We start from the raw sequence: 20,313 nt of genomic DNA, 5'->3' as shown, positions 1-20,313 counted from the left end.
GCTCACCAGGGCCGCAGGGCCACTCGACTCACAGCGCGGTGCCGGCGCCGGCCGCGGGCTTCTCTCTGGCCTGCGCTCCCTTGGCGTCCTGCGCTCCCTTGGCGCGCCCCGCCGGTTTCTTCTCGTCTGCGCCGCTCGGCGGCGGCTTCTTTTCGCCCTCGGCGGTCTTCTTCTCTTCCGGCGTCGCTCCGGCCTGATCGCCCGCGCCCGCCGCGTCGGCGCCACCAGGCGTGTCGCCCGCGCCCGCCTCGGCCTTCGCTCCGTCGGCCCGCGCCGGCTTCGTCTCGCCTGCCTCGGCCTTCTCGGCCCGCGCCGGCTTCGTCTCGCCTGCCTCGGCCTTCGCTCCGTCGGCCCGCGCCGGCTTCGTCTCGCTCGCCTCGGCCTTCTCGGCCCGCGCCGGCTTCGTCTCGCTCGCCTCGGCCTTCTCGGCCCGCGCCGGCTTCGTCTCGCTCGCCTCGGCCTTCTCGGCCCGCGCCGGCTTCGTCTCGCCCGCCTCGGCCTTCTCGGCCCGCGCCGGCTTCGTCTCGCCCGCGGCCGCAGCGCCTCCCGGCGTGCCGCTCTCGTCCTTGGCGACGGCCCCCTCGTCCTTCCCGGCGCTCGCGCGCGCGGCCTCGGCGGGCGCCGCGGGCGCCGTCCGCACCGCCGGCTTCACCGGCTCGGCTGCGGCCGCCTTGTCGCCGTCGTCCACCACGCCCGCCGCCTGGGTCGACGCCACGCGGACCTCGTCCTCGCGCGGCTCGACCGGCGCCGGCTCGTCCGGCCGCGAGGCCGGCACGTACACAACGAGCCGATCCCCGGGCATCAGCGGGCTCCGCCGCGAGCGCTGGTTGATCCGCTCCAGGCTGCCGACGCTCAGGCCGTAGCGGCTCGCGAGCTCGCTGAACGTATCCCCCTCCCGCACCGCGATCTCGATGCGCTTTCGCCCCTTCAGCGCCTCGAAGTGGGCGAAGAAATCCTCCGAGCCGACCTCCAGGGCGCGCGCGCCGGCCTCGTCGAGCAGGAACACCCCGTCGTAGCGGTGCGACCTCGGGACGAACAGCTGGAGCGTCATCCCCTCGTGCAGCGACGCCCCGGGCGCCAGCGTGTTCCAGCGGCAGATCTCGTCGGGCGTCACCGACATCACCGCCGCGAGATCCCGGAGCGCATCGCCCGCGACCACGCGGTAGAACACCCGCCGGCGACCCTCGTAAGAGAAGCGCTGCGCCGGGACCACCACGACCGGCTTCGCCTCCGAGGAGAGCGGCGCGCCGTTCGCGAGCAGGTGCTCCGCGGCCGCCACGCCCACGCCCTCCGCCGCCGGGACGAACAGCAGCGCCCCCGGGCGCACCGGCTCGCCGGGCCGCAGGCCGTTCAGCGTCTGCAGCGTCCACCGCGTCGTCCCCCGGAACGTCGCGACGTCGTCGAGCGACTCGCCCCAGCGGACCAGGTAGCGCTCGAGCTTCGGCTCGCGCTCCAGGAGCTTCGGCATCGACTTCGCCGCGCGCGCCCCCGCGCCCGCAGGCACCCGGACCTCCCACCGCGCCTGCTCCTTCGCGTCCACCGGCAAGGGCGGCGTGCGCTTCGCCACGAGCTGCGGGTTCAGCGCCTCGATCTCCGGCGCCCCCGCCCCCGCCGCGGCCGCCACCGACTGCAGCGAGATCCCGGAGCCGAGCGAGATCTTGTCGAACGTCACCGCCGGATCGAGCTCGACGTCGTCGCAGCCGAACACCTTCAGGTTCCGCGCCACGATCGCGATCGCGAGGATCTTCGGCACGTAGAGCGCCGTCTCGAGCGGCATCCCCGCCTCGAGCCGCGACAGCTCCCAGAAGTCGTTCGTGTTGTACTTCCGGATCGACGCGAGCAGCCCGCCGTACCCCATGTTGTACGCCGCGAACGCGAGCTCCCAGCCGCCGAAGCGCCGCCGCAGATCCGAGAGGTACCGCGCCGCCGCCAGGGTGGAGCGCTCTGGATCCAGCCGCTCGTCGACCCATCGGTCGACCGTGAGGCCGTAGATGCGCGCTCCCTCGGGCATGAACTGCCAGAGGCCGGCGGCGCCCGCCGGCGAGTGGATGGTCGGGTCGAAGCCGCTCTCGACGAGCGAGAGCCAGAGCAGGTCCTCCGGGAGCCCCTGCTCGCGAAGGACGCGGCGGATGGCGGCGCCGTAGCGGCCGCTCCTCTTGATCCACGTGACCACGGCGGAGCGGCCGCGCGGGTCGTCCTTGTAGTACTCGAGGTAGCGCACGACCCGGCCGTCCCAGCGCACCGGGATCTCGGGCAGATCGAGCTGCCGCAGCCAGGAGATGTCGCGGGTCTCCTCGGCCATCGCCGGCGCGACGGGCAGCCCCGAGGGCGGCAGGCCGGAGGCCTCGATGCGCGGCTCACCCACGCCGAGCAGGAGCGTGCCGTCGACCGGCCACGCGGGCCCGGCGCTCGGGGTCGCGCCGGGAAACAGGGCCAGGTCGATGTCGCGCATCGTGCGGAGCTCGGGCGACTCGGCGACGCTCGCCCCAGCCGGCGTCGCGGTGCCCGCGATGACCCGCCGCGCGGCCGCGTCCGGCACGCCGGGCTGCCCCGCCTTGCGCGGGATCTTTGTCGCGCCCTTCTTCGGCGCCTTCGATCGCGCCGCCGGCTTCGCCGGCGTCTTGGCGGCCACGCGCTTCGCGCCGTCCTTCCCGCTCGACGCGGCAGGCCTGGCCGGCGCCGGCTTCTCCGCCCTGGCCTCGCCGGCCTTCTTCGCCTCCGGCCGGTCCGCCTTGCCGTCGGCCGCCCCGTCCTTCTTCGCCTCGACCTTCGCCGGCTCGGCCGCAGCCTCCGGAGGCGCGGCGAGGCCGTCGAGAGCGACGCCCGAGAGGGCGGCCATCCAGCCAAGACAAACAAGCCTGCGTGCGGCGCGTAGGATCCGCATGTCAGGGACCGACCTGTCTCACGATGCGCCCGAGGGGTCAACTTTGGCAGGCAGGCGAAACGGCCGCAAACGTCCAGAGGTCGGGGGGCTGGAGCACACACAGCGCCGGCGGGCGTCCCCCGCGCCGGTCGCTCTAGGAGAGCAGCGCGATGAAGTCGCCGACCGCCGTGAACGGAAGGCTCTCGTTCACGACCCCCGCGCGCACCGCGGCCCCCGGCATGCCGTAGACCACCGCCGAGTCCTCGCTCTCGGCCACCACCGTGCCCCCGGCCGCGCGGATCGCCCGCGCACCGTTCACCCCATCATCCCCCATCCCCGTCAGGATGATGCCCACCGCGCGGCTGCCGCCCACCTGCGCCACGCTCCGGAACAGCCGATCCGCGCTCGGCACATACCGATCGCCGGGCGCCGGCGCCCCCACCCGGATCCGGATGTCGCCGCTCAACCCGACCCCGCTGCCAGGCGTCACCGCGATCTCCATGCACATCCTCCCGGGACATACGTAGGCCTTGCGGCTCAGCACCTGCTCGCCGTTCTGCGCCTCCACCACGCGGAGCCCGCCCTTGCGATCGAGCCGCTCCGCGAACGTGCGGGTGAACTTGTCCGGCATGTGCTGCGCGATGAAGATCGCGCCGGGGAAGCGATCCGGGATGCGGTTGAAGATCTCCAGGAGCGCCGTGGGACCGCCGGTCGACGAGCCGACCGCCACGAGGTGGCGCAGCGAGACCCCGAGCCGCGACGCCTCCTGCACCGGACGCTGCAACGCAGGCTGCGACGCCCGGGCCGGAGCCACGGCCGCCGGCAGCGGAGACCGGGGCCGGAGGTAGCGCACAAGCAGGACCTTCTGGATGATCTCCCTGCGGATCTGCGCGTCCGCCGTGAACTGCCGGTCCGGCTTCGCCACGAAGTCCACGGCGCCGAGCTCGAGCGCCTTGAAGACGTTCTCCTTGTGGCTGTAGCTCGAGACGATGATCACCGGCGTGGGCTGCCTCGCCATCAGGATGCGGAGGAAGGTGAAGCCATCCATGCGCGGCATCTCGAGGTCGAGCGTGATCGCATCCGGCCTCAGCTGGGCGGCCTGACGGAGCGCGTCGTCGCCGTCTCCGGCCTTGCCCACGACCTCGATCTCGTCGCTTCCGCTCAAGATCTCGGCGATGTTGCGCCGGTTGTACGCGGAGTCGTCGACGACGAGCACGCGCAGGGGAGCGAATGTCATGAGCGCAAAACCTTCCGCCGGAGGTTCATTCTACCCCACCCGGAGCGCCATGGGACCATCCGTCGCCCGCACAGCCTCGACTTCGTAGGCGCCTCATCCGCCCTCCTCCCCGCCCCCCCGCTCCGGGAAGGTCTCCGCGAGCCCCAGACGCAGCGTGGCCGCCGGCTTCCGGTACACGAGATCCTCCCGCAGGTGCACGATCTCGAACGCGGTCGTGACGTTCAGGAGCGACTCGGAGTGGCCCAGCAGGAGGAACCCGCCGGGCGAGAGGCGCTCGTAGAAGATGTCGATCACCCGGCGCCGCGACTCCTCGTCCAGATAGATGAGGACGTTGCGGCAGAAGATGACGTCCACCCGCCCGACCACCGCCGCGCGCGACGAGTCGAGCAGGTTCAGATGGCCGAACTGGCAGAGCGAGCGCAGCTCGTCCGCCACGTGGAACCCGTCCGGCCGCTCCGTGAAGTAGCGCCGCTTCAGCTCGGGCGGCGCCACGCGGAACGACGAGGCGCCGTAGATCCCCTTGCGCGCGGCGACCACGCAGCGGCGCGAGATGTCGCTGCCGAAGATCCGGACCTCGCCGCGATCCGCGGCGCCCGACTCCCGCGCCGTGATCGCGATCGAATAGACCTCCTCGCCCGTCGAACAGCCCGCGCTCCAGATGGACAGACGGCCCTTGGCGCCCCCCGCCTTGACGATCATCGGCACGATCTCGGTCATGAGGGCGCGCAGCTGGTAGTCCTCGCGGAAGAAATACGTCTCGTTGACCGTGATGAGCTCTATCGCCTCGTCGAGCTCGGCGCGCGCGCGGCTGTGGGTGCGCAGGTACTCGTGGTACTGCGCGAACGACGAGAGCCCGAGCACCACGACCCGCTCGCGGAGCCGGCGCTCCATCGACGTGCGCGCCTCGGGACCGAACTGGAGCCCGCAGTGCTTGTTGAACAGGTCGCGCAGCCTCTGGAACTCGTCAGGCAAGAGGCGGATTTCGTCGTCCCGCCGCCGGTTCACAGCACCTTCCCCGAAGGCGGGCCGCCGGACATCCCCGAGGGGGACGTCGAGCCCTCGCCACCCTCCATCGAAGCCGGCGCGCCCATCCGATCCCCCGCCTCGCCCCATGGCGGATCCGAGCGGAACGGGGCGCCCCCCTGCGCCGCCGCCGAGACGAGCTCCGGCTCCCCCGACGCGCGCACAAGCCCGAGCAGCTCGCGGGCGCGCGTCCGCTCGTCGCCCGCCCGATCCGCGAGCGAGGCGTACAGGCGGCCAAGCGCCCGCGCCGCCGCGAGCCGGACCTCCCGCTCCTCGTCCGCCAGCGAGAGGCTCAGCACCTCGAGCGCCGAGACCCCCGCCGCCGCCGCGATCGCGGTCACGGCCGCGCGGCGCGCGCGCACGTCCCCCACCGACGCGGCGCTCGTGAGGAACGCGATCTCCTCAGGATCCGCCGTGCCGAGCGCCTCGATCACGATCGCCGCCGCGAGGTGGGTCTCCTCCGCCTGCATCAGCGGCCGCGCCAGCGCGCGCGCCGGCTCGGGGTACCGCTCCGACAGCCCCGCGAGCGCGCACTCCGCGGCGCGCGCGACCGGCAGCGAGATCGCGCGCGTCTGCGACACGACCCGCGAGAAGTCGTCCGCGGTGCCGATCTTCGCGAGGCCATAGAGCGCGCTGGTCGCCACGAGCGTCGAGGGGCTCTTGACCGACCTCCGCACCGCGCCGAGCAGCTCGTCGAGCGTCGGATCGGCGGCGGGCGGCGGCGGATGCGCCAGCGCGCCCTCGCGCCCGCGCTGCTCCGCGATCGCCACGGCGCCGTCGATGAGCGCGGCCGTCGCGTCGTCGAGGCCCTCCCAGAGATCCGGATCGGGATCGATGTGCCGATCGAGGTAGGCGAGCACCGCGGGCAGCGCCTCCCCGCCGAGCTGCCCGAGCGCGCGCTGCGCCGTCTCGACGAGCGCGGGCTCGATCATGGCCTGCACCGCGGCGTCGGCCGCGCCGGGCGCGCGCGCCATCGCCGCGAGCAGGAGCGCCTGCGCGCGCCCGCTCACCGGATCCACGCCGACGCCGCGCCACGACGGGGGCTCCGCGCCGCCGGAGCCCGGCGCGGCGGAGGCGGCCTGCACGAGGCGGGCGCCCACCTCCTGCGGAGCCGCGCGCAGCGCGTCGACCACGTGCGACGCGAGCGGCCCCTCGACGAGCCGCGCGAGCGCCCGGACGAGCTGCGCGAACGCGCCGCCCCGCGCCGTCGCGAGCGCCGCGGAGAGCGCCCGCGGCGCCTCCGGGCTCTCCGCGAGCGCCGCGGCGACCAGCGCCGCCGAGCGGAGGATCGGGTCGTCGATGAGCAGCGACAGCACCCGCCACGGCACCGGCGCCTCGAGCCCGTTCAGCCCGTTCAGCGCGGTCAGCCGCACGAAGCGATCCCGATCGCCGAGCCGCTCGTACAGGATGTCCGTCACCCGCTCGCGCGCGATGAGCCCCATCCCGGCGATCGCCTCGATCGCGCTCTGGCGCAGGTTGTCGTCCTTCTCCGCGAGCGCCGCGTAGAGCGCGTCGAGCGCCGCCGGGTCGCGCGTGCGGCCGAGCGCGTCGACGACGAGCTTGCGCTCGTCCCCCGTGAGCTCGCCGAGCGCCGCGACGAGCGCCGGCGTGGCGTCGCCGCCGCAGTAGCCGAGCACCTCGATGGCCGCGTTCCTGAGGCCGACGTCGTCGCTCTCCCGCAGCGCGCCGAGCACCGCCCCGACGAGGAGCTGCGCGGCGGACGGCCGCTCTCCCTCGGCGCCGCCCGGCGGCGGCGCCGCCTGGATCAGCCGGTGGCACGCGTAGGTCGCCTCCTTCCGGACGCGCCAGTCGGGATCGCCGAGCGCGCGCAGCAGGAGCGGCAGGGCCTCCGTGACGTCCGCCCTGCCGAGCCGCGCGGCCGCCTGGCGGCGCTCCTCGGCGTCGTCCGCGGCGAGCGCCGCGGCGATGGCCGCGATCGGCATCGGCGTGCTCCGCACGCTGGGCGCGACGGACTCGGGCTCGGTCGGCCAGGGGCCCGCGTCGCTCACGCGCGGACCCCCGTACGGGCCGAGATCGTCGAAGGCGCGGCTCACGGGGCCTCCAGGAGGGCGCCCGACGCGGCGAGCGCGAGCGCGAGCTCGATGAAGCGCCCGACGTCGAGCACGAAGATCATCCGCTCGTCGTGGGTCGTCACCCCCACGATGCCGCGCAGATCGCCGCTGCCGCCCACCGGCGGCGTCGGCCGGTAGTCGCCGCTCGTCCCGAAGACCTCCGTCACGGCGTCGACGACGAGCCCCACCGTGTGCGTCCCGACGTCGACAAGGATCCACTTGGTGCTGCGGCTGGGCTCGACCGGAGGCAACCCGAAGCGCACGCGGAGCTCGATCACCGGCACCACCTCGCCGCGGTGGTTCGCGACGCCGGAGACCTCGGGGGGCGTGTGCGGCAGCATGGTCACCTCGAGCGGATTCACGATCTCGCGCACCCGCGTGATGTCGATCGCGTAGTGCACGTCGCCGACCACAAAGCCGACGAGGCTCTTCTGCGGGTCGGGACGGCTGCGCTCTCCAGTCAACGGCATCTGAGCCTCCGAGCGTCCGGGCTCTACGAGCCGCCCGGGCGCGGACGATTCGTCCGTTAGGACGCGAGTATGGCCTGCAGGTCGAGCAGGATGATGACGCGCGGCTGCGCCTCGCCCTGGGTGCCATCCGACGCGCTCGCCCCGTGCATGGGCCGGGCGATGCCGGCGATGTGGCCCGCGACGTCCCCCCCGAGCGCCGTCGCGGCGTGCTCGATCTCGGCGTCGGCGAGCCGGTAGACCTGCTGGACCTCGTCGACGAACAGGCCGAGCGTCTCGCCGTTGGCCGCGTCGACGAGCAGGATGCGCGCCCGCCGCTGCGGCGCCCCCTCGTGCAGCCGCATCCGCCGCCGCAGATCGATGACGGTCACGAGCTGCCCGCGCACGCTGACGATGCCCATCGTCGAGTCCGGCGCGCGCGGCACCGGCGTGAGCGGGGGCGGCTTCAGGATCTCGCGCACGAGCGAGACGGGCGCGGCGTAGGTGTCGCCCGCGAGCGAGAACGCGAGGTACTCGGTCCGCGGCCCGCTCGCCTGCGCGCGCGAGTTCCGCTTCGAGACGGGGATCCGGGCGGTCCTTCGGGAGAGGTTAGCCATGGGTGCTCCGCGGGTCATTGCGCTGCCGGTCGCCGCCGCCGTGGAGGATCTCCTCGATGAGCGCCGGGGCGTCGATGACGAGCGCGATGCGCTGGTCGCCGAGCTCCGTGGCCCCGGAGAAGCCGCGCACCGAGGCGAGCGACGGGCCGAGCGCCTTGATCACGACGTCCTGCTGGCCGATGAGCGTGCTCACGACGAGCCCCAGCCTGCGCGCGCCGACCGACGCCACGACGATGTACTTGCGCTTGTTCCCCCCCTGGAGCCCGAGCGTCCCGCGGCCGCCGTCACCGCGGCGCCCGCCGGACAGGGCGGCGCGGGCCGCCGAGCCGCCGCGCGCCCCGCCGAGCAGGCCGGCGATGCGCGCGCTGAGCTCCTCCTCCTCGTTCAGGCCGAACAGCCGCGCCAGGTAGCAGAGCTGGAGCGTGCTGTTGCGCAGCGTGATCATCTCGCGGCCGTCGATCTGGCGCACCGTGGCCTCGTCGAGCGCGACCGCCTCCTGCACGTTCGTGAGCGGGATCGCGAACAGCCGATCGGCGACGCGGACGATGAGCGCGCTGATGATCGCCAGCGTGATCGGCAGCGTCACGGTCATCTTGGTGCCGATGCCGGGCTCGCTGTGCACGTCGATGACGCCGCCGAGCTTGCTGATGTTCGTCTTCACGACGTCCATCCCGACGCCGCGCCCCGAGATCTCGCTCACGTCGGTCTTCGTCGAGATGCCGGGCTGGAAGATGAGGTTCAGGACCTCGCGGTAGCTCGTGGTCCGCGCGTCCTCCGGGGTCATGACCCCGCGGCGCAGGGCGGCGTCGAGCAGCCTGTCGACGTCGATGCCCTTGCCGTCGTCCTCGATCTCGATGACGACGTGGTTGCCCTTCTGGAAGGCGTTCAGCGCGATCGTGCCGACCGCCGGCTTGCCCACCGCCTCGCGCACGCTCTTCGACTCGATGCCGTGGTCGATGGCGTTGCGCATCATGTGCATGAGCGGGTCGCTGAGCTCCTCGACGATGAGCTTGTCGACCTCGGTCTCGGCGCCCGTGATGACGAGGTTCACGAGCTTGTCGGCGTCGCGGCTGATCTGGCGCACGACGCGGGCGAGCTTGTCGAAGACCTGCCCGAGCGGGACCATCCGGACCTCGAGGATGCCCGCCTGCATCTGGGCGAGGTGCCGGTCGAACGTGCGCTGGAGCCGGTGGAGGTCGAGGGAGAGCTCGCGCTCGGTCGGCGCCGACCGGAGGCGCTCGACGAGGCGGCCGAGCGCCGATCGGACGAGGGCGAGCTCGCCGACGATGTTCATCAGCCGATCGAGCTTGTGGATGTCGACCCGCACCGTCTGGGCGACCGAGCGGATGGAGCTGAGCTCCCCCTTGCGGTTGCGCGCGCTCGACGGCGGGCTCGCCGCCATCGAGCCGGTCAGGTCGACCGCGCGCGACACGCCCGTCGGCACGCCGCCCCGGAGCCCCGCCGACATCGACGGCATCCCCGGCGGGGCGACCCGGCCGTGCCCGTTGTCGTTGCGCCGCGGGATCTCCTCGACCGCGGCGCCGGCCTGGTGCAGGGCGCGCTGGAGCTCCTCGAGCGGCGCGCGCGAGGCCATCAGGATGTCGAGCTCGATCGAGTCCTGGTCCGCGCCCGCGCCGGTCGGCAGGTAGGTGATGATCTCGCCGTACGGCTTCGCGGTGATCTTCAGGTCGTCGAGGGCCTGGTCGATCGTGGCGAGGTGAAACTGCACGCGGAGCCGGAACAGGGTCATCCCGCTCGCGATGTTCGTGCGCAGCCGGTGCTCCTCGTACTCGGTGAGCACGGAGAGCAGCCCCGGATCGAGGTCGTAGTTGTCGTCCGGGAGGCCGGCCGCGCTCGGGCCGGCGTCCTGGTGGAGCAGGCGGAGGAGGTCGTCGACCTCGGGCATGGGCGCGTCGCGCCCGTCCTTCTCGTTCTGGAGGATGCGCCCGTAGAGCTCGACGCTGCGGAACAGGAGATCGAGGACGGACGCGCTGATCTCGATGCGGCCGAGGCGCAGGTTGTCGAGCAGCTCCTCGAGCTCGTGCGACAGGGTGGCCATCCGGGTGGCGCCGAAGAGCCCGGCGAGCCCCTTCAGGGTGTGCACGGCGCGGAAGACGTCGTTGATGACGTCGGGGTCGACCTTGTTGGTCCGCACCGCCTCGTCGAGCGCGAGGAGATCGCGCCCGAGCCCCTCGACGATCTCCTGCGCTTCCGAGAAGAACTCTTCGCGCGCCCGATCGCCGCTGTCGACCATCAGCCGCCGCCTCCCTCGTCGGAGCCGGGCTGCTTGGTGCGGGTCACCGGCCCCGGGGCGCGCGCGGCCAGCGGGGATCCGCGCTCCTCGGCGCCGTCTCCGCGGTCGGCCGGCAGCGGGGCCTCGGTGTCGGCGCGCTGGGCCCGCCCATCCAGGCAGGCGATCACCGCGTCGCGGAGGGCCTCGGGCGTGAACGGCTTCGGGAGGAAGAGATCGGCCCCGAGGCTGAGCCCGCGCTGGACGTCGCGCTCGGTCGCCTGCGTCGAGATGATGAGGATGCCGACGCGCCGGTAGCGCTCGCTCTGCCGGACGAAGCGGATGAGCTCGAGCCCGTTGATGTCGGGCATGTTGATGTCGGTGATGACGAGGTCGAACGCGCCGCGCGGCAGGAGGCGGAGCGCGTCGAAGCCGTTCATCGCCTCGACGACGTCGACGTCGCCCTCGAGGCCCAGCACGCAGTCCTCGAGCGTCGAGCGTACATACGCTCGCATTGCCGGCGAGTCCTCGACGATCAGGATGCGTGCCATGTCCGCGATAGGGTAACGGAAATCCGCCGGGGGAGAGCAACTCGCTGACGGCCCGACGGCGGCGCGCGCTCCGGCTCCTGCCGCGCGGCGCGCCGGCCTGCCTATGTACGGCGGTCTCCTTCCCGGTGTAAACCGCCGCGAGCGCCCCCCGGCGCGGACCGGCGCGACGTCCGCGCGGCGGCCTCCCCGGGAAGGGCCAGCTCGCCTGCGGGCGCGGCCGCGCCCGGCTGGTGCGCCGGCTGTCGGGCGGGCCGCCTGCAGCAGTGAATTGACAGCGCAGCGTCCGATGCGCGCTAATCGCGCCGTGAAAATTCTCCTTTGTTCACCAGCGTTCCGGATCCTGCTCGCCGCCGTGTTCGCTCTCTCGAGCGTGGCCTGCGGCGGCGGGCTGCGGGTCAACCGGATCAACTCCGCCCAGAAGAAGCCGAACAACGTCTGGGTGTTCTTCAGCGTCGATGCCGGCGAGGACGAGCCGGTGGGCGGCCTCACGGCCGAGGACTTCGAGATCTACGAGGACGGCGACCTCGTCTCGAAGTTCGAGAGCAAGCAGACCATCCAGAACCCCGAGGTCGCGGCGGTCATGTACACGATGCTGCTCGTCGACATGAGCGGCAGCATCACCGAGTCGGGTCAGGCGGACGCGCTCGTCGACGCCGCGCAGTCGTTCAGCGATCGGGTGGGCAAGAGCCAGAAGGTCGGCGTCTACGCGTTCGACGGCGAGGTAAAGATCCACTCGGTCGTCCCGTTCACCGAGGCGCAGGGCTCCGTCCAGGGCGGGCTTGAGGGGCTCCGGAGCTACAAGCCCAAGGACACGTCGACGAACCTCCACGGCGGCGTGGTCGAGGGCGTCCGGGAGCTCAAGAAGCAGCTCGACAAGGATCGGCGGCCGCTCAAGTTCGGCACGCTCGTCGTCTTCTCGGACGGCACCGATCGCGCGAACCGCGTGAGCCGCGACGACATGCTGAAGGAGCTCAACAAGGAAGACTACGAGAACTACCAGATCTTCGTCGTCGGCGTCGGCGCCGAGATCGAGAAGGCGAGGCTCGACGAGATCGGGCGCGACGGGACCGAGCTCGCGGCGGACCAGGCCAAGGTCAAGGAGTCGTTCGAGAAGATCGCGGCGAAGATCGAGGCGCACATGAAGCGCTTCTACCTGCTGTCGTACTGCACCCCGGCGCGCGCGGGGGAGCACGAGGTGGAGATCAAGGCGATCCAGAAGGATCCGTCGGCCTCGGGGTCGCTCGCGTGGAAGTTCAACGCCGACGGCTTCGGGCCGCCGCCGGAGTGCGATCCCAACACGCCGCCGTCGTTCGATCTGAAGGCGACCACGCCGGTGGAGGAAGGGAACGGAGGCGGGGGAGCGAAGGCGAACTTCAAGGCCAGCGCCGGCGTGAAGGTCGAGGCGAAGTGACGAAGGGCGCCGCGGCCTCTCTCGACGGCCGCGGCGCGGTTCCTTCTGCGGCTAGCGCGGCACCTCGGGGACGAACTCGGCGCCGAGGCGGAAGATCAGGAAGTCTTTCGTGACGTTGCCGCTGCCGCTGGGCCACAGGAACGGGCTGCCGGTGCTCCGGTCCGGCTCCCACTCGTACCACATCCACCGAGCCTCCTTGTCGATGTCGCAGACGACAGAGAACTCGTTGCCGGGCTCCGGGATCGAGCGCTCCGTGTCGTTGGTTTCTCCGAACACGACATGGCCGTTCGCGGACGGCTCGGTCGTCACCCAGCCGGCGCTGGTCGTCTGGGGGTCGAGATCGCCGCCGTTGCAGCGCGCGATATGCTGGTTGACGGTCTCCAGCGTCGGCCCGAGCGAGCCGAGGTCGTAGTCCTCGCCGGTCGCGCAGACCTCCCACGCGCCGTCGCCGGTGAAGACGGGCGCGGCCCCCTCACGGAAGAACTGGCCGATCACGCCCTGCGTCGTGCTCTTGTCGGCGTACGTGATGATGTAGAGGTAGTGTCCAGCGTTCGCGGACGCCGCCGGCACGGTGTACGACTCGGGCCCATTGCCGATAGGACAGGAGAAGATCGCCTGGGCGAGGTTGTTCTCGATCCCGCCGAAATAGCTCAGGAGCTCGTCGCCGCTCCCGTAGCCAAAGCCGTATGCGTTGTCGGCCGTGATGATCACGCTCACCGCGGTCGAGAGCTCGGTTCCCCCGCCGCCGACGCCGGCGATCTCCCCGGGACCGTCCTCGTCCTCGCCGCCCGCGCCCCCGGTACCGGTACCGGCGCCGGAGCCGGCGCCGCCGGGATCGGTGCCAGCGTCCGAGCACCCGGAGGCATGAAGCGCGACAGCAAAAGCCAAGGCTGAAGCTGAAACAAGACGTAGGTTCATTGCACAAGGATCGGCGAAGTCGCGCCCTGCGTAAAGGCTCACCGGGGCACGCGATCACGCCGTCCCGGCGTCGCGCACGATTTTGTCGCTGACCTCGCGGGCGGGGGCGCCCGCAGGCGCGCGGGGGCAGGTCAGGGCACGATCTCTCGCACGCTGCCCTTCTTGTACAGGAGCCCATCGGGGCCTACCCCGTCGCTCCGGAAGTAGACGGTGATGTTGGGCTTGCCCGTCTCCGATCCCGGGCGGGTCGGCTCCCCGGTGAGCCTCATCGCGGGATCGATGCCCGGCTGGCAGGGCACGCCCCCCACGCCGAAATCGGTCCCCTGGTCGACGTGCTCGTGGATCTTCACCCAGGCGCCGCCGTCCGCGCCGTCGGTCTCATCGATCCAGAGCTCCTGCTTCACATCGCCGTTCGGCAGGTCGTAGACGAGCTGCTTGTACCCGATCCAGACCTGCTCCGGCATGCCGCCCTCCCAGTACGTCCTGCTGAGGATGGCCACCGAGGCGGGGTGATTCGTCTCCTTCTCGAAATCGATCTTGCCGTCATAGCGCATGCGCGCAGCGATCCCGCGCGTGTCGCACTTGTTGTCGTCCTCGTCGCCGATCGTGCCGTGGTTGGTGCGCGTCATGGCGACGAGGCCTCCGTAGGGCGTCCCGTCGTCGGCGGCGCGCAGGAAATACATCGTCACCTCGACGTCGCGCCACGGGTCCTCGAGCGCGGGGTCGTGCACGTACATCCGCGGAACGTCGCCGCTGATCTTGAGGATGCCCTGGCCGTCGGTGTCATACGAGGCGTCGCCGTGGTCGGCGTCGAACCACGCGTCTTCCGGGTCGATCCCAGAAAACGTGCGCGCAGCCCCGCTGTCCCAGGCCGAGAACCACGCCTTGCCGGAGGGCAGCGTGGGTCGCAGCATCGCGATCCCGAACCTGTCGAGCTGGCCCGCCTCCCCTCCCCCGACGCCGGTCGCGCTGGACACCTCGGCGCTGCTCGACCCGGACGAGGCCTCGCCGCCGCCGCCGCCAAGGCCACCGCCGCCGAGGCCGCCGCCGCCGCCGGAACCGCCGCTGCCACCGAGGCCGCCTGCGCCGGGCGGGCTGCCCGCCGCCGGAACGCCATCGCCGGCGCAACCCGCGCTGCTCAGGGCGACAGCCGACATGACCGAGACCGCGATGGTCAAAGAGACGCGCATGCCTCCGGAATAACACAGCCTCATCGAGGCGGGCGAGCTCGGAATTGAACCACAGAGAGGCACAGAGGACACAGAATATAAAGAACGAGAGATCTGCCCCCCTACTCTCTCCTTTCCCCTCTCTCCTCTGTGCCTCTGTGCCTCTGTGATTCAATTCTCCATTTTCATGCCTCGACCGCTCGCCGTTACAGCGGGATTGCGGCTTCCAGGTGTCTGCCCCATGAGATCACGCGAGCATCGCCTTGCCAGGCGATGCGCCAAGGGGGGAATCATGAAGAATACGCTCGTCGCGCTGATCCTCGGCGCGCTCTCGTTGTCTACCCTGCTGTCCATCAGCGATGTTGCGCAAGCTCAACGACGGCCGCCGGAGGGCTCCTATCTCAGGACGTGCAGGAACGTCCGGACGGAGCGAGGCACGCTGTCCGCGATGTGCAGGGACCGAAGGGGGAACTACCTCAGGACACGCATGGTCGACTTCCGGCGGTGCGGAGGAGACATCGAGAACGACAACGGCCGGCTCCGCTGCGCCCGTCGCCGCTGACGCGCGCCGCAGCCGGACAGGGCGCCCGCCGCGCGGTGGGCGCCCTCAGCGGCGAGGGAGCGGGGCCCCCGGCGCGATCCGGCCTTCCTCGACGGCCACCACGTACGGCGGCAGGCGGCCCGCCCGCACCGCGCGGACGTCGGCACGCATCGTCGCCGCGTCGGGATAGCGCTCGACCTTGTGGAACGCGAGGGCACGATCCACGACGTCGCACACCTCGGAGGGCACGTCCGGCGCACACAGCGCGAGCGACGGCGCCCGCTCCGTCGCCGCGGCGATGAGCAGGCGCGCGTCGGCGACGTCACCGTGAACCGCGCGGCCCGAAAGCAGGCGAAACATCGTGGCGCCCAGGCCGAAGACGTCGGTCCGGCCGTCGATCTCGCGGACCCTCCCCGTCGCCTGCTCGGGCGCCATGTACTCGCTCGTGCCGAGCGCCACCCCCGTCTTCGTGGCCGTCTTCTCCGGCAGCTCCCCCATCCCGAAAGGAAGCGGATCGAGCACGCGCGCGATCCCGAAATCGAGCACCTTCACCCGCCCATCGTTCCCGATGTGCAGATTTTCAGGCTTGATGTCCCGGTGAACCACGCCGTGCGCGTGCGCCACGACCAGCACGTCGAGGCCCCGCTCCGCCAGCGTCAGCACCTCGCCCACCGGGAGCCTCCCCACCCGGGCCATGCGGTCGAAGACCGTCTCGCCCTCGAGCGCCTCCATCGCGAGGTAAGCAGCGCCGTCGTCCGCGATGCCCGCCTCCAGCACGAGCGGCAGCCCCTCGCAGAGCGGGCCGACAGCGGCCAGGGCGCTGCCGATCGGGCCCTCGCGCAGGAAGCGCTTCCGGAGCTCCTCGATCTGGCTCAGGGACGGGTGCAGGACCTTCACCGCCGCGACGCAGCCGTCAGCGCGCCGGCCGAGGAAGACGCTCGCCATCCCGCCGCCCCCGAGCACGCGCTCCACCGTCCAGGTGCCGATCCGGGTGCCGATGCGCTGCGCCGCAAGCTCCTCGTCGTCCATTGAGCAGGTGGATGGTACCATTCCGTCCACGAGGAACGCTCAGGAAAGGCCGCTCCGCCGGAGGCTCGGGCGATGACCTCGGGAGAGCGGGAGCTCCGCGCCGGACGCCGGTGTCAGCGGTGCCGGCGCCACCGAGGCTCGCGCGACGTCTCTGCCCCTCCCTACGTGCCCCAGCGGCGGCGCTCGTCCTCTTCGTCCGCCGCGTGCTGCTCATGGCTCTGCGTCAGCGATTCGATGAGTCGCTCGGCAAAGGCGCGGACGAGCGGGTCGGGGTCGGCGAGCCACGCGCGCGCGCGTTCGAGCTGCTCGGCGTCGTGCTCGGCCAGGCTCGCGACCGCCCCGTCGGTGCTGTGGACACGGGCGATGATCTCATCCGCGACCGAGCTCCGCGGCCCGAACCGCTGCACCAGGGCGCGCCAGATGGGATCGAGCTCGGACGCGCGGGGATGCACGATTGCGGCCGCGTGGCGGCCCCGGCGCGCGTCCTGCCCTACCCACCCGAGGACATCCTCGGTCGGCCAGGCGAACGAGGAGCGATGATGAAACATGAACGCCAGCAGCAGGTGCCCCGCCGCGGGGTCGCGGCGGCCCAGGGCCGCCGCGACGGCCCGCCACGCCGCTGGCGCGTCGCGCGCGACGGCCACGTGCAACGCCTCCCACGCGTGTTCCTTGGCGCCATGAGGCTGCGATAGCGCGACGAGCGCGAGCTCGGCGACGCGCGCCGCCTCCCCCTGATCGACGAGGAACCGCGCCCCCAGCTCCCAGAAGTGGCCTGTCATGCCGTGCACGCGGTGGGGCGCCAGGCGTTCGAGCGCCCGGAGCACGAGCTCTCGCAAAGGCGCCGCGCGCTCGGGCCTGTCCTCGATGCGATCGACGACAAGCTCCAGCGCCGCCGCCGCGTGCTCGATCGACGCGCCATCGAGGAGCGCCCCCGCGAAGGACGCAAAGGCCGCCTCGCTCACCTGGCGCAGCCAGTGGCCACGGCGGCCTAGCTCCAGGACGCAGGCGTTGTCGAGGAGGCCGCCCTGCACCGCCGACTGAATCCAGGCGAGGCGCTCGTCCGTTGCGCCCAACTCGACGACAGCCAGCGCCAGGACGGACGCCTCATCCGCGTCCAGCTTCAGGTCGCGCAGGACCGCGTCAGCTGCCGCATCTCGGCCCGCCCACGCCCAGCCGCCCAGGTAGCGCGCGAAGACGATCCGCCCCTTCCACGCCTTGCGCCAGGCCCTCGCCCGCTCGCGGAGCCTCGCGAGCACCAGGCCGTGCTCATCGCAGCGGCCCAGCGCGTGAGCGAACACATGCGCGCGCACGGCCTCGTCAGACACGAGCCAATCGAGCTCGTCCAGCACTGGGGCATCGCCCGCGAGCCCCTCGCGCGCGAGCGCATCGTCGAGCGCGTCGTCGTTCTTGCGAAGCGCGGCCGGTCCCCAGGCCCCGACCCGCTGGCGAAGGCGCTGCTTGAACGAGGAGGGCGCTAGCAGCGCCTCGAGCCGGCCGGCGTACTCGCCGTCGGGCGCGAGCCAGCCCGCGTCGTAGGTGCGCATATCCTCGAGGGCACCGCGGAGCTGGACGCGCTCGGCCTCCGTGAAATCGGCCAGATGGGCAGCGACCGTCGCCATGGCATGGTCGCCCAGCCCGGACCGGACTGCGCTGCGCAGCTCATCGGCGGCCGCCCGCTTGGCCACCGTCGCGACGGCGGGATCGGGATCGGCGAAGCGCCCGGCGAGGAGCGTCCAGGCCCGGGCGCGGGCCAGGCGGGCCTCTTCGCGCGTAGGCGCTGGCCAGGCACCGTCGATCGCCTCGTGCGCGATGCGGAACGCCCTCGTCGCCAGGACCGCCTTGATGCCTTCGAGGGCGAGCGCGCGCACGGAGGGATCGGTATCGCTCAGGCGATGTTCCAGGAGGGCTAACCGCTGGGCGAGCGTTCGGTGCGTCGCGTTGAGCTCGACGAGGAACAGGCTCGCCCATGTCGCCGTGGCGTTGTTCGCGTACGACTCGTTCTCGGCCTGGGCGAGGCGGAGCAGCGCGGCCTCCGCGTCCTCGAAGGCGTCCGCGCAGGCCGCGAGTTCCTCCAGGGCGAACATGATCCCGCGGCGCTCGTCGACGCGCGCGCGCAGTTCGTCGATGCTCGACGCCTCGATCCGCCGCCGGAGCTCGCGCGCGGTCGCGTCGGGCGCATGCCGTGCGATGAACAGGAGGCGCGGCCCGAGCAGGCCGAGCGATCTGAGCCCCCCCCAGTCCGCCGGCGCCCGCTCGAGGTCCTTGACGCCGACCCGAGCCATGCCCACCAGGAGCTCGCGGGGGAGCCCGAGCCGCAACAGGGTCTCGAAGAAGTCGTCCAGGTAGAGCTGGCCGTACTGGACCAGCGTCCGGCCTCCCGGGTCGTGCCCGCCGTCCGGTTCGAGGAGCCACGCGATCACCTCCCGCTCGAGCACGAGCGGCGTCACGTACTTGTACTTCCAGCCCTGGTTGCGCCGGAGGATCCCGCGCCTCACGCACTGATCCGCGACATCGAACAGGTCCTGCCCGCGCTCGAGACCCACGGCGCGGGACACGTCCTCCCGCTGCGCCGGCGAGAGCTCACCCCAGTCGATCCGTCGCGTGATGGATGCGGCGAGCAGGCAGCGCGCACGGCGGAGGCGGAGCGCCTCCAACTCCGGGCCCGGGCTTGCCTCCCAGGACGCCGCGAGCGCCCACTGCGCCGCCTCGCGCAGGTCCCGGGGCGGGCGATCTTCGACACGAGACTCGCGCGCGAGCAGGTCGACGAACCACGGATAGCCCTCGCTCAGCCGGGCGATGTCGTGGACCCCCTGCGTGTCGGCCGACACCCCGAGCACGTGGGCTGCGAGCGTCCGGGTGGCGGTCGGGTCGAGCGGCTGGAGGTACCAGCGCGGGGAGAGCCTCGCCTTCGCCAGCACCTGCTCGGGCGCCGGCGTCACGATCAGGAGGCGCGCCGACGTGTGCGTCCTCGTGGCGGCGACGAAGCGCGCGGCGAGCGGATCCACCTGGATCGGCGGACAGTCGTCCACGATCAGGACGACCGTCGGGTGGCGAACCAAGAGCCGTCCTGGGCCCAGCGCATCGAGCGCCTCCTCAGGGCTCCGGGCGACCCGCACGCGCTGCTCGATGGCCGGGTCGCTCGCGAGCGCCTCGAGGACCAGGCGCGTCTTGCCGACGCCCGGAGGGCCGACGAGCCACGCCGCCAGCTCGCGGGGCGTGGACGGGGCGTGCCGGATGAACCTGAGCAACGCGTCGCGCAGCACCTCTCGCTCCGCATCGTCGGTGAACTCCGGCTCGCTCCTGTCTTCCTGGTGGTGAGCGCGCCATGCGTCGAGGCCGTGGAGCAGCGGGACGACGCTGAACCGGTCGGCCCACCTGGCGACGCTCCCGCCCTCGGGCTGGCGCGCGCGCAAGAAGTCGGTGAGCGCGTGGGCGTCCAGGATCTCGATGCGCGCGCTGGGGTCCTCCGCGTCCGGCCGCTCCTGTCTCATGCGCTCCCAGAGCGCGGCGGCGAGGTGCTCGTGCGGCGTTCGTTGGACACCGCCCCGCATCACCTGGCTGTCGAGGTTGCCGATGGTGTTGATGAGCAGCTTGAAGTAGCCGCCCTCCAGCAGCACCTCGACGACCCGGCCGAGGCCCTTCCGCTCCTGCACGTCCCGCAACGCCAGGTTGAGCCAGTTGTCCCCGCTCTTGCAGCTGTACGCCGTTCGGGCCTGACGGTCCTCCGTGAGCGGACCCAGGTGGTACGCTTTCTGGTAGTCGGCCTTGGAGAGGCGAGGCGACCTCTTGACGGTGAGCAGGATGTCGCGTCCCCCGTCCGCAACGCTCCGTTTCGCTGGGCCGTCGAGGGCAGGATCGTCGTGGCGATCGTAGGCCTCGAACCGGATCAGATCGAAGCAGAACTGCTCGAAGTCGTCCGGTTCGAGCGCCTCCAGAGGGTCGACCTCGAGGTCCGTCCAGCCGAGCGGGTCCCGCGCCACACGGGGACTATGGGCTGGCGGCGCCTCACGGGTCAACGAAGGGGCCCGCCTTCGGGAGGATAGCGACAGCGGACGCCGGACGATCAGGCGAGCCAGGCGGACGTCGGATCCCTCACCCATCGATACGGGCGCGACCGGCACGCAGGCGTCCGACCTCCCCGGCACCTGCCTTTCCCAGCCGACGCGATCCGTCGCGCCCCCCTCCGCTACCCCCCTCGCGGCTCAC

At 72.2% G+C, this 20,313-nt stretch carries 14 protein-coding genes; 2 read left to right on the top strand and 12 right to left on the bottom strand.

The features are described from left to right. Positions 1-28 precede the first annotated feature (28 nt). The 8 genes from WME75_RS08320 to WME75_RS08285 all read right to left on the bottom strand — a co-directional run bounded on the left by WME75_RS08320 (position 29) and on the right by WME75_RS08285 (position 11,003). A complete protein-coding gene (locus WME75_RS08320) occupies positions 29-2,839 on the bottom strand; it encodes a transglycosylase SLT domain-containing protein (protein WP_437488196.1) in 2,811 nt (936 codons plus the stop codon). Between the two features lie 178 nt (positions 2,840-3,017). Further along, positions 3,018-4,100 carry a chemotaxis-specific protein-glutamate methyltransferase CheB gene (gene cheB / locus WME75_RS08315; protein WP_437488193.1) on the bottom strand — a complete coding sequence of 361 codons (1,083 nt, stop codon included), beginning with the start codon at positions 4,098-4,100 and terminating at the stop codon, positions 3,018-3,020. A 93-nt stretch (positions 4,101-4,193) separates the two neighbouring features. Continuing rightward, a complete protein-coding gene (locus WME75_RS08310; protein ID WP_437488190.1) occupies positions 4,194-5,072 on the bottom strand; it encodes a CheR family methyltransferase in 879 nt (292 codons plus the stop codon). 29 nt (positions 5,073-5,101) lie between these two features. Next, entirely contained in the window at positions 5,102-7,177 is a 2,076-nt protein-coding gene (locus tag WME75_RS08305) for a HEAT repeat domain-containing protein (RefSeq protein WP_437488188.1), read from the bottom strand. Beyond that, complete coding sequence (locus WME75_RS08300) at positions 7,174-7,665, bottom strand: chemotaxis protein CheW (RefSeq protein ID WP_437488185.1); 492 nt, start codon at positions 7,663-7,665, stop codon at positions 7,174-7,176. The genes WME75_RS08305 and WME75_RS08300 overlap by 4 nt, the downstream gene beginning before the upstream one ends. A 56-nt stretch (positions 7,666-7,721) precedes the next feature. Further along, a complete protein-coding gene (locus WME75_RS08295) occupies positions 7,722-8,258 on the bottom strand; it encodes a chemotaxis protein CheW (protein WP_437488183.1) in 537 nt (178 codons plus the stop codon). Further along, positions 8,251-10,512, bottom strand: a complete 2,262-nt coding sequence (locus WME75_RS08290) for a chemotaxis protein CheA (RefSeq protein ID WP_437488180.1) — start codon at positions 10,510-10,512, stop codon at positions 8,251-8,253. Before WME75_RS08290 ends, WME75_RS08295 begins: the two co-directional genes overlap by 8 nt. Then, entirely contained in the window at positions 10,512-11,003 is a 492-nt protein-coding gene (locus WME75_RS08285; RefSeq protein ID WP_437488177.1) for a response regulator, read from the bottom strand. The genes WME75_RS08290 and WME75_RS08285 overlap by 1 nt, the downstream gene beginning before the upstream one ends. Positions 11,004-11,343: 340 nt before the next feature. On the opposite strand from WME75_RS08285, the gene WME75_RS08280 reads away from it, so the two are divergent. Beyond that, positions 11,344-12,450 (top strand): VWA domain-containing protein, encoded by a 1,107-nt coding sequence (locus tag WME75_RS08280; RefSeq protein WP_437488175.1) that lies wholly within the window; start codon positions 11,344-11,346, stop codon positions 12,448-12,450. Positions 12,451-12,501: 51 nt separating this feature from the next. On the opposite strand, the gene WME75_RS08275 is transcribed toward WME75_RS08280, so the two are convergent. Then, positions 12,502-13,338 (bottom strand): hypothetical protein, encoded by an 837-nt coding sequence (locus WME75_RS08275; RefSeq protein ID WP_437488173.1) that lies wholly within the window; start codon positions 13,336-13,338, stop codon positions 12,502-12,504. Positions 13,339-13,499: 161 nt separating this feature from the next. Then, entirely contained in the window at positions 13,500-14,558 is a 1,059-nt protein-coding gene (locus tag WME75_RS08270; protein ID WP_437488172.1) for a hypothetical protein, read from the bottom strand. A 271-nt stretch (positions 14,559-14,829) separates the two neighbouring features. On the opposite strand from WME75_RS08270, the gene WME75_RS08265 reads away from it, so the two are divergent. Then, the gene (locus WME75_RS08265; protein WP_437488169.1) at positions 14,830-15,099 is read left to right on the top strand and encodes a hypothetical protein; all 270 of its coding nucleotides are present in this window, start codon (positions 14,830-14,832) and stop codon (positions 15,097-15,099) included. Between the two features lie 45 nt (positions 15,100-15,144). On the opposite strand, the gene WME75_RS08260 is transcribed toward WME75_RS08265, so the two are convergent. Together WME75_RS08260 and WME75_RS08255 are read right to left on the bottom strand one after the other, a co-directional pair. Continuing rightward, a complete protein-coding gene (locus WME75_RS08260) occupies positions 15,145-16,107 on the bottom strand; it encodes a serine/threonine-protein kinase (RefSeq protein WP_437488168.1) in 963 nt (320 codons plus the stop codon). A gap of 161 nt (positions 16,108-16,268) precedes the next feature. Further along, complete coding sequence (locus WME75_RS08255; protein WP_437488165.1) at positions 16,269-20,087, bottom strand: hypothetical protein; 3,819 nt, start codon at positions 20,085-20,087, stop codon at positions 16,269-16,271. Between the last annotated feature and the right edge of the window lie 226 nt (positions 20,088-20,313).

The organism is Sorangium sp. So ce1014, from assembly GCF_051521505.1.
Lineage (GTDB): Bacteria > Myxococcota_A > Polyangia > Polyangiales > Polyangiaceae > Sorangium.
The sequence above is the reverse complement of the archived record's forward strand: the minus strand, read 5'-3'. Positions and strand labels throughout refer to the sequence as shown.

Coding starts and splice junctions, on each gene's coding strand:
- WME75_RS08260 (WP_437488168.1), bottom strand. CDS start 16,107: ATGGACGACGAGGAGCTTGCGGCGCAGCGCATCGGCACCCGGATCGGC.
- WME75_RS08300 (WP_437488185.1), bottom strand. CDS start 7,665: ATGCCGTTGACTGGAGAGCGCAGCCGTCCCGACCCGCAGAAGAGCCTC.
- cheB (WP_437488193.1), bottom strand. CDS start 4,100: ATGACATTCGCTCCCCTGCGCGTGCTCGTCGTCGACGACTCCGCGTAC.
- WME75_RS08320 (WP_437488196.1), bottom strand. CDS start 2,839: ATGGCCGCCCTCTCGGGCGTCGCTCTCGACGGCCTCGCCGCGCCTCCG.
- WME75_RS08285 (WP_437488177.1), bottom strand. CDS start 11,003: ATGCGAGCGTATGTACGCTCGACGCTCGAGGACTGCGTGCTGGGCCTC.
- WME75_RS08270 (WP_437488172.1), bottom strand. CDS start 14,558: ATGCGCGTCTCTTTGACCATCGCGGTCTCGGTCATGTCGGCTGTCGCC.
- WME75_RS08290 (WP_437488180.1), bottom strand. CDS start 10,512: ATGGTCGACAGCGGCGATCGGGCGCGCGAAGAGTTCTTCTCGGAAGCG.
- WME75_RS08265 (WP_437488169.1), top strand. CDS start 14,830: ATGAAGAATACGCTCGTCGCGCTGATCCTCGGCGCGCTCTCGTTGTCT.
- WME75_RS08295 (WP_437488183.1), bottom strand. CDS start 8,258: ATGGCTAACCTCTCCCGAAGGACCGCCCGGATCCCCGTCTCGAAGCGG.